Raw genomic sequence first — 15,641 nt, 5'->3', positions numbered from 1 at the left:
CATGAAAAGAAATAGATTACTGAAGCGGTTGGCTCTAGTAGCTTTGGGAGTATTTTCTATATCATTATCGGCTATGGCTGATAACAAACCGTCCGGCTTGATGACCGACTTGATAGAACACTCCGACCGGACCTGGAACAATGGATATGTTTCCAGCCTTCCGGTTTGGAAACTTGATGCTGCTATTGAATCCCTTCAATATGCTGCTATTCGTTCAATGTATCCTGCTTTTTCATGGATCGTTCCGGGAGAAACACAGAATACACATCAAATTGCTTATCGACTGATTGTTGCTGATAATTTGTCGGATGTAACTTCTGGGAAGGGGAATGTGTGGGATAGTGATGAAGTAAAGAACGGACAGTCGGTTGCAGTTTTATATGGGGGCGAAGCTCTGAAACCTGATAAGACTTATTTCTGGCGGGTGAAAACTGTGACAGATACAGAAGGAGAGAGCGAATGGTCGGAAATAAAAGCTTTCCGTACTGCTGACAGCTTATCTGAATATGCGACAGCCTACTATCCACAGGTAAAAACAATGGAATCTCCGATTACTGTGAAAAATCTCTCAACTAATGCATGTCTGGTTGATTTTGGAACCGATGCTTTCGCCCAATTGATTTTAACATTTACGTCAGTGAACGAGTCTGATTCGGTAACTATACATTTGGGAGAATGTTTGGAAAACGGTCGTGTACTGCGTAATCCGGGACAATCGACCATCCGCTATCGACGTTGCCAGCTAGCACTACTGAAAGGAACCCATACTTATCGGATTAAAATAGAAAAGGATGGTCGAAATACTGGAAAGGCGGCAGTGTTGATTCCTGAATATGTTGGTGAAGTATTACCATTCCGGTATTGTGAGATTGAGGGATACAATGAATCTCAATCACCTGTTTCTATCGTTCGTGAAGTAGTACACTATCCGTTTGACGAAACGGCTTCTTCTTTCCGTTCTTCTGATGATATTTTGAATCAGGTATGGAAACTATGTAAATATTCTATTCGTGCAACCTCATTTGCCGGAATCTATGTGGATGGAGATCGTGAACGAATCCCTTATGAAGCAGATGCGTTGATTAATCAGCTTTGCCATTATGGTGTGGATCGGGAGTATTCGATGGCTCGTCGTTCACACGAATATCTGTTACTGCATCCCACTTGGCCTACTGAATGGATTCTTCAGGCTGTGTTGATTGCTTGGCAGGATTATCTGTATACAGGAGACAGCCGTTCGCTGAAAGTCAGTTATGAACAATTGAAACCTCGACTCCTGTTGTTACTTCGTGAAAAGAATGGGCTGATAAGTACAAGTACCGGATTACAAACTCCGGAGTTTATTTCTTCCATTCGTATGAATGGGCAGATTAGAGACATTGTGGATTGGCCTCATACCAAGCCGGACAGTAAGTTATGGGATGTAATGGGAGAGTCGGACGGATTTGTTTTCACAGATTATAATGCGGTAACGAATGCCTATCATTATAAAGCTCTAAAATTGATGGGGCAGATAGCAGATGTTCTGGAGAAGTCGGAAGACGCAGATTTGTATATTTCGGAAGCAAAGAATTTCAAGAAGTTATTTATCCGTTCATTCTTTAATACGAGTAAAGGATACTTTACGGATGGGCTCTCGGCAGATACAGACCATGCTTCATTACATGGCAATATGTTTCCGCTAGCTTTCGGTCTGGTGCCGGAAGGAAAAGAACAGGGAGTAATTGATTTCATCCGCACAAGGGGAATGGCGTGCAGCGTTTACGGTTCACAATTCCTAATGGATGCTTTATACAAAGCAAATGATGCGGAATATGCATTACAAATGCTGACAAAAACAGATGACCGAAGTTGGTATAATATGATTCGTGTCGGTTCTACTATCTCCTTGGAAGCCTGGGATAATAAATATAAGACGAATCAGGATTGGAATCATGCTTGGGGAGCTGCTCCGGCCAATATCATTCCACGTCATCTAATGGGGGTAGAACCATTAACACCTGGTTTTGGGACAGTTCGTATTAAACCTCAGTTGGGCTCATTGGAGTGGGCGGAGGCAACTGTTCCAACCATTCGTGGAAATATTCAGATAGCTGCGAAAAATAAGAGTGAAGAATATTCTCTAAAAGTTTCTATTCCGGCTAATATGGATGCCGAGGTTTATTTGCCGCTTCCTTCTGGTAAATATAAAGTTATGATGAACGGAACTCCGGTAAAGGCTACTCGTGTGAAGGGAGAACCATATCTGTCTGTCGGAAAGATTGGTTCGGGCACCTATTCTTTCTTAATAAATTGATTATTCAAAATGATACAGAGCAAAGGAATGTAACAAGAAAGGGTACACTAAAGTCTACAATGAAACCGTGAAAGATGGAAATGATGACAAATTCCTGTCCCGAATAGCGGGTGATAATGGGAAGTGTTGTATCCATGGTGGTGGCTCCGCCTACAGAAATTGGAGCTAATTTACCGAAGTATCTCACTAGTAAAGGTGCACCTAACAAGGCTATTATTTCACGCATAATATTAGAAAGGAGTGCGATGGTTCCTAACTCCGCTCCTTTGTATTCGGTAATAAAGATACTGGAAAGTGAATAGTATCCAAATCCGGCTCCTACAGCCATACAATCTAAAGGAGTACGCTGACTCATGAAAACTCCTGTAACGGCACAGCCGGCTAAAGTTCCCAGTATAGTCATAATGGGCAGAAAAACAAGGCGAGGATTCAATGACCGGAAACTTTTCAATGTTTTCGGATCGTTACCAATACTGATACCTACACAAAACATCAGTCCGCAAAGAGCATAATAACTGAGATTACTATCGGAGAAATTGAACGGAATGAGGTGATAGACACCACAAAGAGTACCTACGATGAAAAAGGATACAATGACCAAACTGCCTTTCATGCTTTTTCCTCCTTATCTCTGTTCCTTATATATAATAGGTACCAAAGTCCCCATGCCAACAAAGTACTACCGATGACTGCTGCCAAAGTTATGATAAGTGCTTCAAGCCCCAATGTATGTAATCCTTTCATGATGGCTTCGTTGCCTCCTACGTCTATTCCGAGTAGGAAGAGCAACAGCCATATCAGAAAGGTGATAATCTTGTGTATCCATGTCAGCCGTTTGCTACGTAACAGGTAGCCGACGAGCATACCTGTCAGCATGATTCCTATAATAATGAACATAATTCCTTGCTTTTGGCTGCAAAGATAATATTAATATCGTGCCCAATAATCAGGGAAGTGAATCGTTTTGCTTGTTTCAGTACTTATTCCGATTACTCCTAAGCCTCCATTGACATTACTTGGAAGTCTGATGGGTTCGTTTATGGTCTCGTCGTAAGAGTCGGATTCCAGTAAGTTGAGTGCTTTGAGGTAGTAATATTCTGTTTCTGTAATGCTTAGCAGATGTATTACGACATCTACTTCAATATTTACGGGTAATTGTAAATATCTGGGTGCTCTAATGTTATTGTAGACAGTCATTGTGTAAGAGCTATTTTTGAAACGTGAATCGTCGAATACACCATATTTATTTTCTATGTTATCAAATATACCGTTATCATCATCGTCGCCTGTAGAAGGATGTCCGTCTGTTAATACAATATCATCATGTGCCTCGAATCCATAACTATGTTTGATTTTCATTACAGTTTCGTCAGTATCAAAGTTATAGTCCGGTATGGATATCTGAAGGTCTACAAGGATACGATAGTAATTATCCTCGTTGGGACGATCATTGAAAGTTATTTTATATTGGAGACGATCGTAGGTGAAACCACTTTTGGATATCTCTACACTAAGAGTATCAATCTTTTCAATTTCTTTGAGAGGTTGCGGAACAATGACTTCTGACCAGGCATGATATTTACCATCATCAGTTAAAGCGTCAATACGTACTACATCTCCGGGATTAAATTTACTTGTTATCTTGAAGCGGCATTGTTCATTTTCTTCCGGTTCAATAGGGAGAGGGCGTAAACTTTCTGCCAGTTGTCCGTTGATACGCACTTCTACTGTGGCGTTTTGGACATTAGTGGCATACTCTTTGCCTGTAAAGTTGAGATAAAGTATGTTTTCCGGATTAGTCGTGTCTATCAGTGCATTCATGACTAACTTCGGAGGATTATTATTGAAATCGAAAGGGAGCTCGTTTTCACAAGAGACTATAGTGAGTATTGATGTTACTATGAGTAAGTAGTATATGTATGTTTTCATCTTGATTAAAATTTATAAGTGTAAGTGAAAGAAGGAATTAATGGTAAGATTGTATATTTTTTAATGATTGCATGTTGGGCATTGTTTTTGCTACGGTAAACGAAGGTGGGATTCATTTCATTATACACATTGTATAAACTAATATTCCAGGTACGTATACCATGTTTAGTCTTTTTGTTGAAGTTGATACCTATATTCAATCTGTGGCTGGAGGGTAACCGGTAGTTATTGCGATTTTCGATGTAGGATGCTTCTCCTATATTGGGAAGACCTTTTGGGAAATAATCACCAAATGCACTATTATGTGAACTGTTGCCCGGATATATCACAGATGTTTTTTCTTCGGGAATCGTAGTTGTACCTCCTGTATAAAATACCCAGGAAGCTCCGATATCAATTCGCTCACTGAATTGATGATTGATGGTCAGGTTCATGTTGTGGCGTCGGTCATACTTATATGGAAAGCGTTCCCCATTGTTTATTCCTCCCTTGGCAAACTTCCGGTCACTTTTGGAGAGAGTATACGCTAACCATCCTGTCGTTTTTCCTGCTGTTTTTTGAACCATAAATTCGATACCGGTCGAACGTCCTTTTCCCATCTCCACCTTATTTTCCCACCCGGAGGAAGAACCTAGAAAACTAATGCCATCTTTATATTCGAGCACATTGCGCATATCTTTATAATATCCTTCTACAGAGAATTCCCATCCTTGAATTCCTGTGTAATATCCTCCCAACGAATATTGATTTGAACGCATAGGTTTAATGTTTTGCGTGACGGGAACCCATAGATCGGTAGGCATTGAAATAGGAGTAGAAGATAACAAATGTACATATTGACTCATTTGGGTATAAGCGGCTTTGAAAGCTACAGATTTATTGAGTTGATAACGTGCTGAAAGTCGTGGTTGCAGTGAGAAATAGTTTTGTTTCTGCACATGAAACAGTGATAAATGTAAGCCGTAGTTAATTCTTAAACGAGAACAGATTTGGAAATTATCTTCTGCGTAAGCGGATATTTCATGTCCTTCAATCTGACTGTTGGATATGCTATTATATACGGTGTCCCGTTGTATAGTTTCGTTTTCTTGGTCCGTTATTTTAGAAGTCATAACTTCCGGGCGGAAGCGGTGATAGAGATAGCCCGTACCGAACTTGATATGATGTGTCGGAGTGGGATTGTAGTCAAAGTCTATTTGATAGTTCCAGTCGGAGATCCCGGAACTATAATTGGCAGAATATCGGTTGATGAGAAGAATGTTTTGATTGTTAGGATATTGATTATGGGTGTAAGTGTTGATATCCATATTATAATTGTTGAAGGCCACAGTTGTATTGCTAAACAGTCGATTGTTGAAAATATAATTCCATCTTGCTGAGACAATGGTATTTCCCCAATTCATATTGTTACCGTCTTTGAAATCTGTCGTATCGTCAAAGTTGGCGGAAAAGTGGTCTTTCCCATTATAGACACTTAGAAATAAGCGGCTACGGTCGGAGAATTTATGATTAATCTTGGCATTGATGTCATAGAAATAATAACTGTACTTCTCGTCGTCGGGCATAAAAGGTTTGGCTATTAAATCCAGATAGGAGCGTCGGGCGGAAATATTGAAGGAAGTTTTTCCTTTCACAATGGGACCTTCCAGATTTACCTTGCTGGTCAGCAATCCGATACTGAATGTACCATGATATTTTTCCATATCTCCGTCGTTGGTACGTACATCGACTACCGAAGACAATCGTCCACCGAAACGGGCTGGGAAAGAACTTTTGAAGAGAGTCACCTTTTTGACGGCTTCAGGAGTAAATACAGAGAAGAAGCCAAACATATGATCTACGTTATATATCGGGACTCCGTCTAATAGAATCAGATTTTGATCAGGACCTCCGCCACGTATATATAATCCGGCCGAACCATCTACTCCAGCTTGTACTCCGGGCATCATTTGGATAGCTTTCATCACATCGGCTTCTCCCAATATGCTGGGAGTCTTTTTTATTTGGGTAATCGGGATTTCAATAGCTCCCATCTGTGTTGCTAAATTACCACTTTCTGCTTTATCCGATACGATGACTACCTCTTTCAATAGGTTGGCGTCTTTCATCCGTATATTCAGTAAGGTATCCTGTTGAAGAAAGAACGTACGTAGTTCGGTAGTATATCCCAAATAGGAAAAACGTATCGAAGTTTGCCCTTCAGGCAAAGTGATGCTGTAGTAACCGTATGGATTGGTACTCGTACCTTGTTTCAGATTGCTTTCCAAGATATTGGTCCCTATCAGCGTTTCCGAGGAGATAGCATCAGTGACATATCCGCTAATTGTAAATTTTCGGGATTCAGTTTGGGATTCTTTCTTTTTCTTTAGTAAGATGTAGCGCCCGGAAAACTGATAAGTGATATTTTCATGTGAGAATACTTTGTCAAGCACGTTATAAAGCGAATCTTTCTGGACGTTTAAACTGATTTTTTTCCTGATCTTTACTTCTTCTCCGTAGACGAAGGAATATCCGGTGGAGTTTTCTATTAGCTTAACAAATTCTTTCAAACTGGCGTTGCGTAAAGTAAATGTCAGTTGCGAGTCTGGATTTTGTGCCATATTGTTGATGGCATAAGTGAGCAGACATGCCAGAAGAAAGGTTCTGATATGTAGATTATCTGAGTGTATTATTTTCATTTTAAGTCTTGTTTAGTGGTGATAATAATTTGGTCGTTCGTTTTTGAGTAATCGAAATGTCCGGCTTGATGCAATACAGTCAGAATTGTTTCCAGCTTTTCGTTCTTCGGGAAATGAGCTGTGATACAATAGTTTTGCAATGCTGTATCCTGAATTTGTATATCGACATTGAATGAGTTAGATAGTTCCCGTACAATTTCTTTTAAAGATGTATCGTTGAATATTAGCTCTCCTTGTCGCCAAGATATTTCGTCTCCGGAGTTTTTAATCTCTTTGCGGATGAGGCTATTTTCTACCTTATTATATATAGCCATTTGGTTAGGTTCCAGTACTAATTGAATTGTGTTATTGGTATTGCTTACTGCTACTGATCCTTCTAATAATGTCGTTCTTATATCCGGGTTGTTGGGATACGCATCAATATTGAAATGCGTTCCCAAGACTTGTACATTAACAGGGCCGGCTTGCACGATGAAGGGATGTTTTTTATCTTTTGTCACTTCAAAATAGGCTTCTCCTGTAAGGGTTACTTCCCGATTGGCGTTGTTAAAGTCTTTGGGATAAGTAAGAGAAGAAAAATGGTTAAGAGTGACCGATGTTCCATCCGGTAAGCTTACATAGCGAGTTTTAGCTAATGTCGAAACAGTTTGTATGGATGTGGACGTAGCGTACCAATGAACTGCACATACCGATAGACAGAGTAGAACTACAGCTGCAGCTACCCTAAAGGATTGAATCGGAATATGTCGGATACGTGGCTTCAATCGTCTTTCCAACTTCGGGTAACTGGCAGATGCCGAGAACTTTCCACGTGGTGAACGGGTAGAGGCTACGAGCCGGTTTAGTATTTTGTCTATTTCTGTATCGGTATATTTCATTATTCTCTCGATATTGGGTACTTTTCGGGGATATCTTTCATAATATTATTCCTAAAGAATAGAATCTGTAAGGGTAGTAAGGGAACCATTGGTCCGGTATCCACATCATTCAACTTTTTCATCATTTCATTCATTTTTAGTGATTAATAGGTTTGTTTATTGATGAAGACCGGAAGACGAAAGATATTCCCTATTCTTTATTTATAAATAAGTGTTAATTAATATCAGCATGACTGATTATCTCTTTAAGCCGACTAACTGCTTTCTGAAGCTGAGCGTCTACTGTTTTGGTACTAATCCCTAGCTCATCCGCTACCTGTGCATAACTTTGTTTTTCTTCACGAATACGAATAAATATTTCCCGGCAACGTTCAGGGAGTCTGTCGAGAGCTTTTACATACAGAGCAAAAAGCTCCTCGCTAATTAATGATTCTTCCGGAGAACAATTTTGCTCTTGCGGTTCGGGAAGAGCATCAGATTCAATAGCTGTATGTTTGGATTCTTTTTCGAGATAATTGAGAGAGGCATTTTTGACTAGGATAAAACAATAATCTTCGATATTTCTCACCTCGAGTAAGGTACTGCGTTGTTTCCAAAGTTTCAGAAATACATCGAGTACAATTTCCTGCGACCATTCTTCTTTTTTTACATAGTAGTAGGCTATACGAAAGAGCCGATCGTATGTTATGTTATAAAAATCGCGGAAAGCATTTTGTGAGTCCTGCTCCTTTATTTGCCGTAATAACTTTCTGACTTCTGATTCGGTCATCGGCGGTTCTTTTTATAGTGTTTACTCTTCGACAAAAAGCAAGTCTCTCATAATGCTGTCGGATATGAAAATACCCTTTCGCGTGAGGCGTAGAGTGTTGTCTCGTTCAGATAACTTTCCACTTTTTACATAAGGAACAGCCATCTTCCGGCAGTAATTCAAGAACTCCGGACCGTATTCTTGTTCGAGCTTGCCTAATGGTATGCCCCACATGGTGCGGATGGAAGTAATGACCAGTTCATTGTAAGCAGTGACTTTATCACGAACTTCGGTTTCAAAACGTCGTTCCTCTTTTTCTATCCCTTCTATATAATCATTGATGGAGGCTACGTTCCATTCACGTGTGTTCCCATTGAAAGAATGTGCTGACGGACCGCAACCTAAATAGGGGATACCTTTCCAATAAGAAGTATTATGGCGGGAATATTTCCCTGGCTGGCAGAAGTTGGATATCTCATAATGCTCGTATCCCGCAGCTTTCAACCGGTCCATCAAAATAGAGAAGAAGTTTACACTACTTTCTTCGTCTACTTCCTGCACTTGATGTTGCTGCAACATAGTATATATGGGTGTACCTTCTTCATATGTCAGGTGATAGGCAGAAATATGCTCCGGTTGTAGGTCAATGGCTTGTTGTAAGTCATCTTCCCATCGTCCGGCAGTTTCGCCGGGCAGACCGTAAATTAGGTCAATGCTTATATTCTTAAATCCTGCTTCACGACTTCTCTTCACTGCTTCTATGGCTTGAGAAGCACTATGTCGTCGTTTAAGTAGTTTGAGAGTTGATTCATTGAAGGTTTGTATCCCCATGCTAATACGGTTGAAAGGAAGAGAAGCAAGCATTTGAAGATAATCGTTGGATAGGTCGTCGGGATTGGCTTCCAAAGTAATTTCTTTGCAGTTGTCAATGTCGTAATGTGTACGGATAGTATTGAATATCAGCCGAAAATCATCTTTTCCCAGTTGTGATGGTGTTCCTCCACCGAAGTAGATCGTTTCTATTGGATCTCCTTTCAGGTATTCTTTTCGCATTTCCAGTTCATGACAGAGTGCCTTTACATAGCTCGTTCTGAGCTCACTATGCGTAGTTGAGTAAAAATCACAGTAAATACACCGAGTTTTGCAGAAAGGAATGTGGAGATAGATGCCTGCCATATAAATCAGTTGGTTGATGTGGGTGGCAAATTTAGATAAATATTCCGATACTTGCAAACAACAAACTTCCATTGGAGGAAAGATCTGGAACATTGAAATCCGTCTTAACTCTTTTGTTACTGGATATGCTTTGAAAAATGACAGAAATACGATCAGGTTGATTCAAAATGATGCAGAATGAAGCGTTTCTATTGTACTTGTTAATGTCTTGGAAACAGGTTATATAATCAAAAAAATACTAGATACACTTGTGAGGGTTCGGTAAATTATCTAATTTTGCGTTTATGATTAAGAACTATTGCTATCATTTTGGGGCTCAGTCATTTGTTTGACAATTGGTAGTTTGCAAGCAATTATTAAGAGCCTGTTATTTTCAAACTCTTTTATTTATTAAAGTGAAACTTTAGATAATAATATTATGACTACACGACGTGAATTTCTAAAAAAGATGGGAGTGATGACAGCTACCGGGCTGGTTATTCCTTCTATCTTAACTGATAACAGTTTGTTTGCCCGGACTGTTGCTGCTAACGACCAAGTAAATGTTGCATTGATTGGCTGTAGAGGTATGGGTTGGTCCGATCTGAATGATTTTCTGATTCATCCCGAGATTAATTGTATTGCTTTATGCGATATAGATAAAGGTATTCTGGAAAATAGAGCTTCGGAATTAGAGAAGAGAACTAACAAAAAGCCCGAACTTTATGGTGATTATCGTAAACTGTTGGATAGAAAAGATATAGATGCGGTTATTATTGGTACACCTGACCACTGGCACTGTTTGCAATTGGTGGATGCTTGCTCTGCCGGGAAAGATGTATATGTAGAAAAACCACTTGCGAATTCAATTGCCGAATGTGATGTGATGGTTGCCGCTGCCAAAAAATACAATCGAGTGGTGCAAGTGGGACAACAACAACGTAGTGGAAATCATTGGCACGAAATGAAAAGTTATATTGACAGTGGAAAACTGGGCAAAATAGCTAAAGTAAATGTTTGGGCTAATTTTGGTTACGCAGCAATTCTCGATCCAGTTCCTGATTCTTCGGTTCCTGCGGGAGTAGATTTTGATACATGGCTCGGACCGGCACCTCAACGGACTTTTAATGAAAAGAGATTTCATGGTTCCTGGAGAATGTTCTGGGATTATGGTGGCGGACTGTTGACAGACTGGGGAGTACATCTGATAGATATGGCTTTATGGGGCATGAATGTGAAAGGTATGCCTAAACGAGTATTAAGTTCCGGTGGAAATTTTGCTTTCCCGAACAACTATGCTGAAACATTTGATACGATGTCCGTCATTTACGAATATGATGATTTCACTATTCAATGGAGTAATGTTACTGTAGAGATGGGACCTTATGGCAGAAACTATGGAGTTGAATTTGTCGGAACAAACGGTACGTTGGTTGCTAATCGCGAAAGCTGGGAAGTGTACCCATTCCAAAACAGAATAGAGGCAGTTAAAAGTATGCCAAATTATCAAGACCACAAGGATCATGTTACCAACTTCTTAGATTGTATGAAGAAACGTGAAATGAATACAGCTTGTACTATTGAAAATGGTAGCCTATGTGCAAAATATGCTCATTTAGGAAATATATCCGCAAGGGTTAAATCGGCTCTTGTGTATGATGATGTAAAGAAGTCTTTTAATAATAATGAAGCAAATAAGCTCATTAAGCCGGATTATCGTAAACCATGGAGATTTCCTAAATTATAGGTGATAGTGACTGATATATCATAAATAAGATTGAATAGTGCGTGTGTAGCTTGTTGATAATAAGGGCTGTCTTGATGATATGGAAGGAAAATGATGATAGTATGTTACATAACATTGTTTAGTAACACTGACATAAATCTTGCTTTTCCCCTAATAAATCCCTAATTTGCGGCTCACTAAATTAATGGTATGTAAGAAACATACTTAGTAATTATTTAAATCTTATATATTATGAAGGTATATCAGACTAATGAAATTAAGAACATAGCCTTATTGGGAAGTTCTGGCTCTGGGAAAACCACTCTCGTGGAAGCAATGCTTTTCGAGAGTGGTGTTATAAAACGTCGCGGATCTATTGCAGCAAAAAACACTGTTAGTGATTATTTCCCTGTTGAACAAGAGTATGGTTACTCTGTTTTCTCTACTGTTCTCCATGTAGAATGGAACAATAAAAAGCTTAATATTATAGACTGTCCGGGCTCGGACGACTTTGTAGGCAGTACTGTAACTGCACTAAATGTGACCGACACAGCAATTCTTCTTATCAATGGCCAATACGGGGTCGAAGTCGGTACACAAAATCACTTCCGATATACTGAAAAACTGAATAAACCCGTCATTTTCCTCGTTAATCAGCTTGATAATGAGAAATGCGATTATGATAATGTTCTGGAACAACTCAAGGAGGCTTATGGGCCGAAAGTCGTTCCTATTCAATATCCTATTTCTACAGGACCTAATTTTAATGCATTGATTGATGTCTTGTTGATGAAGAAATATTCATGGAAACCTGAAGGTGGTGCTCCAATCATCGAAGATATTCCGGCTGAAGAAATGGATAAAGCGATGGAAATGCACAAAGCATTGGTTGAAGCAGCTGCTGAAAATGATGAAGGTTTGATGGAGAAATTCTTCGAACAAGATTCTTTGTCAGAGGATGAAATGCGTGAAGGTATTCGTAAAGGGTTGATTGCAAGAGGAATGTTTCCGGTATTCTGTGTGTGCGGAGGCAAAGATATGGGTGTCCGCCGTTTAATGGAATTCTTGGGTAATGTGGTTCCTTTTGTTTCAGAAATGCCGAAAGTGCAAAATACAGATGGTAAGGAAGTAGCCCCGGATTCTAACGGACCTGAATCTCTTTATTTCTTTAAAACAAGTGTGGAACCGCATATTGGTGAAGTTTCTTACTTTAAGGTAATGAGCGGAAAAGTGCATGAAGGTGATGACTTATTGAATGCTGACCGCGGTTCAAAAGAACGTATCGCACAAATTTATGTGGTTGCGGGTGGTAACCGTGTTAAAGTGGAAGAACTCCAAGCTGGTGATATTGGTGCTGCTGTGAAACTGAAAGATGTGAAGACGGGCAATACATTAGATGGTAAGGATTGCGATTATAAGTTTAACTTTATTAAGTATCCAAATTCGAAATATTCACGTGCCATCAAACCGGTAAATGAGGCTGATGTGGAAAAGATGATGACTATCCTGAATCGTATGCGTGAGGAAGATCCTACATGGGTCATTGAACAATCGAAAGAATTGAAACAAACGTTAGTTCATGGTCAGGGAGAGTTCCATCTACGTACATTGAAATGGCGTTTGGAGAATAATGAGAAACTTCAGATTAAATATGAAGAACCAAAGATCCCTTACCGCGAAACTATTACGAAGGCTTCTCGTGCCGATTATCGTCACAAGAAACAATCCGGTGGTGCCGGTCAGTTTGGTGAAGTGCATCTGATTGTCGAACCATATAAAGAAGGTATGCCCATACCGGAAATTTATAGATTCAATGGGCAGGAATTTAAAATTAATGTAAAAGGCAAAGAAGAAATTCCATTGGAATGGGGTGGCAAATTGGTATTTATCAATAGTATCGTAGGTGGATCAATTGATGCACGTTTTATGCCTGCTATTTTAAAAGGTATCATGTCTCGTATGGAACAAGGCCCATTGACTGGTTCGTATGCTCGCGATGTACGTGTTATTGTATATGATGGTAAGATGCATCCGGTGGATTCGAATGAAATTTCTTTTATGCTGGCAGGACGTAATGCATTTAGTGAAGCCTTTAAGAATGCTGGACCGAAGATTCTGGAACCTATTTATGACGTAGAAGTATTTGTTCCGTCAGATAAGATGGGGGATGTAATGGGAGACCTTCAAGGACGTCGTGCTATGATTATGGGTATGAGTAGTGAGAAAGGATTTGAAAAACTAATAGCTAAAGTTCCGCTGAAAGAAATGTCATCTTATTCTACGGCTCTTAGTTCACTCACTGGTGGACGTGCTTCATTTATAATGAAATTCTCCAGTTATGAACTTGTCCCGACAGATGTCCAAGATAAGTTAATTAAGGATTTTGAAGCTAAACAAGCTGAAGAATAGCTAGCAATTTTCGTAATAATGTTAAAATCGCCGTCTTTTTTAAGTAAAAGGCGGCGGTTTTGTTTAACTATGATTAATAAAGATGGAAATTCTCGAGGAAAAGATTTAATTTTTTATTAAATTTGCAAACCAAAGTAGTGCTTTTTTTGTTGTAGTCATCAGAATACTACTTAAATAGCTCCTTTCGGTTAATTTACGAGAACTTCCGGTTAAATCAAGTTAATGAGTTAGGAGTGTTAATTAGGGAGTGTTAATTTTGTTGCTATGAAAAAGTCGACAATTTGGATATTAGGTATAGTAATGGGACTTTCATTCCTAAGCTTACTGTATTTGCAAGTAAGTTATATAGAGGAAATGGTCAAAACCCGGAAAGGACAATTTGATTCTGCTGTACGTAACAGTTTGAGTCAGGTTTCTAAGGATGTGGAGTTTGCAGAGACGCAGCGATGGCTAATTGAAGATGTGTCTGAAACGGAAAGAAAAGCGCTGACTGCTAATAGCTCTTCTATGCAGCAAGATATTCCGCGTCAGCAAGTGCATGGTTTTACGATGAAATCTCAGGATGGGAAGGAGATTTCGGGTTTTAGAATAAATATAATAACTAACAAACCGTCAGAGTTACCGAAAGCGCTGATCTCTCCTTATCGGGGAACGAAAACAATTCCGGAAACTTCGAGGTCGTTAGCAGAAGCTATACAAAATCGATTTGTATATCAGCGAGGATTGATCGATGAGGTGGCGTTGCAGATGATTTATCAGGCAAGTGACAGGGCAATAGGGGATAGAGTTCGGTTTAGGGATTTGGATGATTATCTGAAATTGAGCTTTTTCAATAATGCTATCGAGTTACCTTATCATTTTTCTGTTATTGACAGAGATGGACGGGAAGTATATCGTTGTGCGGATTATGATCCAAAAGGGAGTGATGAATCCTATCAGCAGGTATTGTTCACGAATGATCCACCTGCAAAGATGAGTATATTAAAAGTACATTTTCCGGGTAGAAAGGATTATATCTTTGGTTCTATCAATTTTATGATTCCGTCGTTGATATTTACTTTAGTATTGTTGGTGACTTTCATCTTTACTATTTATATTGTATTTCGTCAAAAGAAACTGACAGAGATGAAAAATGATTTTATCAACAATATGACGCATGAGTTTAAAACTCCGATATCGACCATTTCATTGGCGGCACAGATGTTGAAAGATCCTGCTGTAGGTAAATCTCCACAGATGTTCCAGCATATTTCTGGAGTTATTAATGATGAAACGAAACGCTTGCGTTTTCAGGTAGAAAAAGTGTTGCAGATGTCGATGTTTGATAGACAAAAAGCAACCTTGAAAATGAAGGAGATTGATGCGAACGAATTGATAACGGGAGTGATTAATACCTTTGCTCTGAAAGTGGAACGATATAATGGTAAGATTACATCGAACCTTGAGGCTACCGATCCTGTTATATTTGCAGATGAAATGCATATTACAAATGTAATTTTCAATCTGATGGATAATGCGGTGAAATATAAGAAGCCGGAAGAGGATTTGGAGTTGAATGTGAAGACATGGAATGAACCGGGTAAACTGATGATTTCGATACAGGATAATGGTATTGGTATCAAGAAAGAGAACCTGAAAAAGATATTTGAAAAGTTCTATCGCGTGCATACAGGTAATCTGCACGATGTAAAAGGCTTTGGTCTGGGGTTGGCTTATGTGAAAAAGATAATAATGGATCATAAGGGGACCATACGGGCAGAAAGCGACGTGAATATTGGAACTAAATTTATTATTGCATTACCTTTATTAAAAAATAATTGAT

At 39.3% G+C, this 15,641-nt stretch carries 11 protein-coding genes; 4 read left to right on the top strand and 7 right to left on the bottom strand.

Annotated features, from left to right (window positions below):
* The first annotated feature begins 1 nt into the window (after window position 1).
* A complete protein-coding gene (locus tag EJF25_RS19685) occupies window positions 2-2,296 on the top strand; it encodes an alpha-L-rhamnosidase-related protein (RefSeq protein ID WP_200832945.1) in 2,295 nt (764 codons plus the stop codon).
* A gap of 4 nt (window positions 2,297-2,300) precedes the next feature.
* Here EJF25_RS19685 and EJF25_RS19680 read toward each other — a convergent pair whose 3' ends face one another.
* The 7 genes from EJF25_RS19680 to hemW form a co-directional block, all read right to left on the bottom strand.
* Entirely contained in the window at window positions 2,301-2,909 is a 609-nt protein-coding gene (locus tag EJF25_RS19680) for a LysO family transporter (protein WP_125042372.1), read from the bottom strand.
* Window positions 2,906-3,193 carry a LysO family transporter gene (locus EJF25_RS19675; RefSeq protein ID WP_125042371.1) on the bottom strand — a complete coding sequence of 96 codons (288 nt, stop codon included), beginning with the start codon at window positions 3,191-3,193 and terminating at the stop codon, window positions 2,906-2,908. Before EJF25_RS19675 ends, EJF25_RS19680 begins: the two co-directional genes overlap by 4 nt.
* A 30-nt stretch (window positions 3,194-3,223) precedes the next feature.
* On the bottom strand, window positions 3,224-4,225 hold the full coding sequence (locus EJF25_RS19670; RefSeq protein ID WP_125042370.1) for a DUF4249 domain-containing protein: 1,002 nt from the start codon (window positions 4,223-4,225) through the stop codon (window positions 3,224-3,226).
* Window positions 4,226-4,230: 5 nt separating this feature from the next.
* Window positions 4,231-6,903, bottom strand: a complete 2,673-nt coding sequence (locus EJF25_RS19665; protein ID WP_125042369.1) for a TonB-dependent receptor — start codon at window positions 6,901-6,903, stop codon at window positions 4,231-4,233.
* The gene (locus EJF25_RS19660; RefSeq protein WP_125042368.1) at window positions 6,900-7,781 is read right to left on the bottom strand and encodes a FecR family protein; all 882 of its coding nucleotides are present in this window, start codon (window positions 7,779-7,781) and stop codon (window positions 6,900-6,902) included. The genes EJF25_RS19665 and EJF25_RS19660 overlap by 4 nt, the downstream gene beginning before the upstream one ends.
* A gap of 214 nt (window positions 7,782-7,995) precedes the next feature.
* A complete protein-coding gene (locus EJF25_RS19655) occupies window positions 7,996-8,550 on the bottom strand; it encodes an RNA polymerase sigma-70 factor (RefSeq protein ID WP_125042367.1) in 555 nt (184 codons plus the stop codon).
* A 21-nt stretch (window positions 8,551-8,571) separates the two neighbouring features.
* Entirely contained in the window at window positions 8,572-9,705 is a 1,134-nt protein-coding gene (gene hemW / locus EJF25_RS19650; RefSeq protein WP_125042405.1) for a radical SAM family heme chaperone HemW, read from the bottom strand.
* A gap of 418 nt (window positions 9,706-10,123) precedes the next feature.
* Between hemW and EJF25_RS19645 the strand changes: the two genes are divergently transcribed.
* From EJF25_RS19645 to EJF25_RS19635, 3 genes are all read left to right on the top strand, one after another.
* A complete protein-coding gene (locus EJF25_RS19645) occupies window positions 10,124-11,431 on the top strand; it encodes a Gfo/Idh/MocA family protein (RefSeq protein ID WP_125042366.1) in 1,308 nt (435 codons plus the stop codon).
* A gap of 231 nt (window positions 11,432-11,662) precedes the next feature.
* Window positions 11,663-13,819 (top strand): elongation factor G2, encoded by a 2,157-nt coding sequence (gene fusA2, locus EJF25_RS19640; protein ID WP_125042365.1) that lies wholly within the window; start codon window positions 11,663-11,665, stop codon window positions 13,817-13,819.
* 264 nt (window positions 13,820-14,083) lie between these two features.
* Window positions 14,084-15,640, top strand: a complete 1,557-nt coding sequence (locus tag EJF25_RS19635) for a sensor histidine kinase (RefSeq protein ID WP_125042364.1) — start codon at window positions 14,084-14,086, stop codon at window positions 15,638-15,640.
* Window position 15,641 lies beyond the last annotated feature (1 nt).

The sequence above is a fragment of the Bacteroides faecalis genome, from assembly GCF_003865075.1.
Classification (GTDB): domain Bacteria; phylum Bacteroidota; class Bacteroidia; order Bacteroidales; family Bacteroidaceae; genus Bacteroides; species Bacteroides faecalis.
This window is presented reverse-complemented; position numbering and strand designations above follow the sequence as displayed.

Coding starts and splice junctions, on each gene's coding strand:
- EJF25_RS19665 (WP_125042369.1), bottom strand. CDS start 6,903: ATGAAAATAATACACTCAGATAATCTACATATCAGAACCTTTCTTCTG.
- EJF25_RS19655 (WP_125042367.1), bottom strand. CDS start 8,550: ATGACCGAATCAGAAGTCAGAAAGTTATTACGGCAAATAAAGGAGCAG.
- EJF25_RS19660 (WP_125042368.1), bottom strand. CDS start 7,781: ATGAAATATACCGATACAGAAATAGACAAAATACTAAACCGGCTCGTA.
- EJF25_RS19675 (WP_125042371.1), bottom strand. CDS start 3,193: ATGTTCATTATTATAGGAATCATGCTGACAGGTATGCTCGTCGGCTAC.
- EJF25_RS19685 (WP_200832945.1), top strand. CDS start 2: ATGAAAAGAAATAGATTACTGAAGCGGTTGGCTCTAGTAGCTTTGGGA.
- EJF25_RS19680 (WP_125042372.1), bottom strand. CDS start 2,909: ATGAAAGGCAGTTTGGTCATTGTATCCTTTTTCATCGTAGGTACTCTT.
- fusA2 (WP_125042365.1), top strand. CDS start 11,663: ATGAAGGTATATCAGACTAATGAAATTAAGAACATAGCCTTATTGGGA.
- hemW (WP_125042405.1), bottom strand. CDS start 9,705: ATGGCAGGCATCTATCTCCACATTCCTTTCTGCAAAACTCGGTGTATT.
- EJF25_RS19635 (WP_125042364.1), top strand. CDS start 14,084: ATGAAAAAGTCGACAATTTGGATATTAGGTATAGTAATGGGACTTTCA.
- EJF25_RS19670 (WP_125042370.1), bottom strand. CDS start 4,225: ATGAAAACATACATATACTACTTACTCATAGTAACATCAATACTCACT.
- EJF25_RS19645 (WP_125042366.1), top strand. CDS start 10,124: ATGACTACACGACGTGAATTTCTAAAAAAGATGGGAGTGATGACAGCT.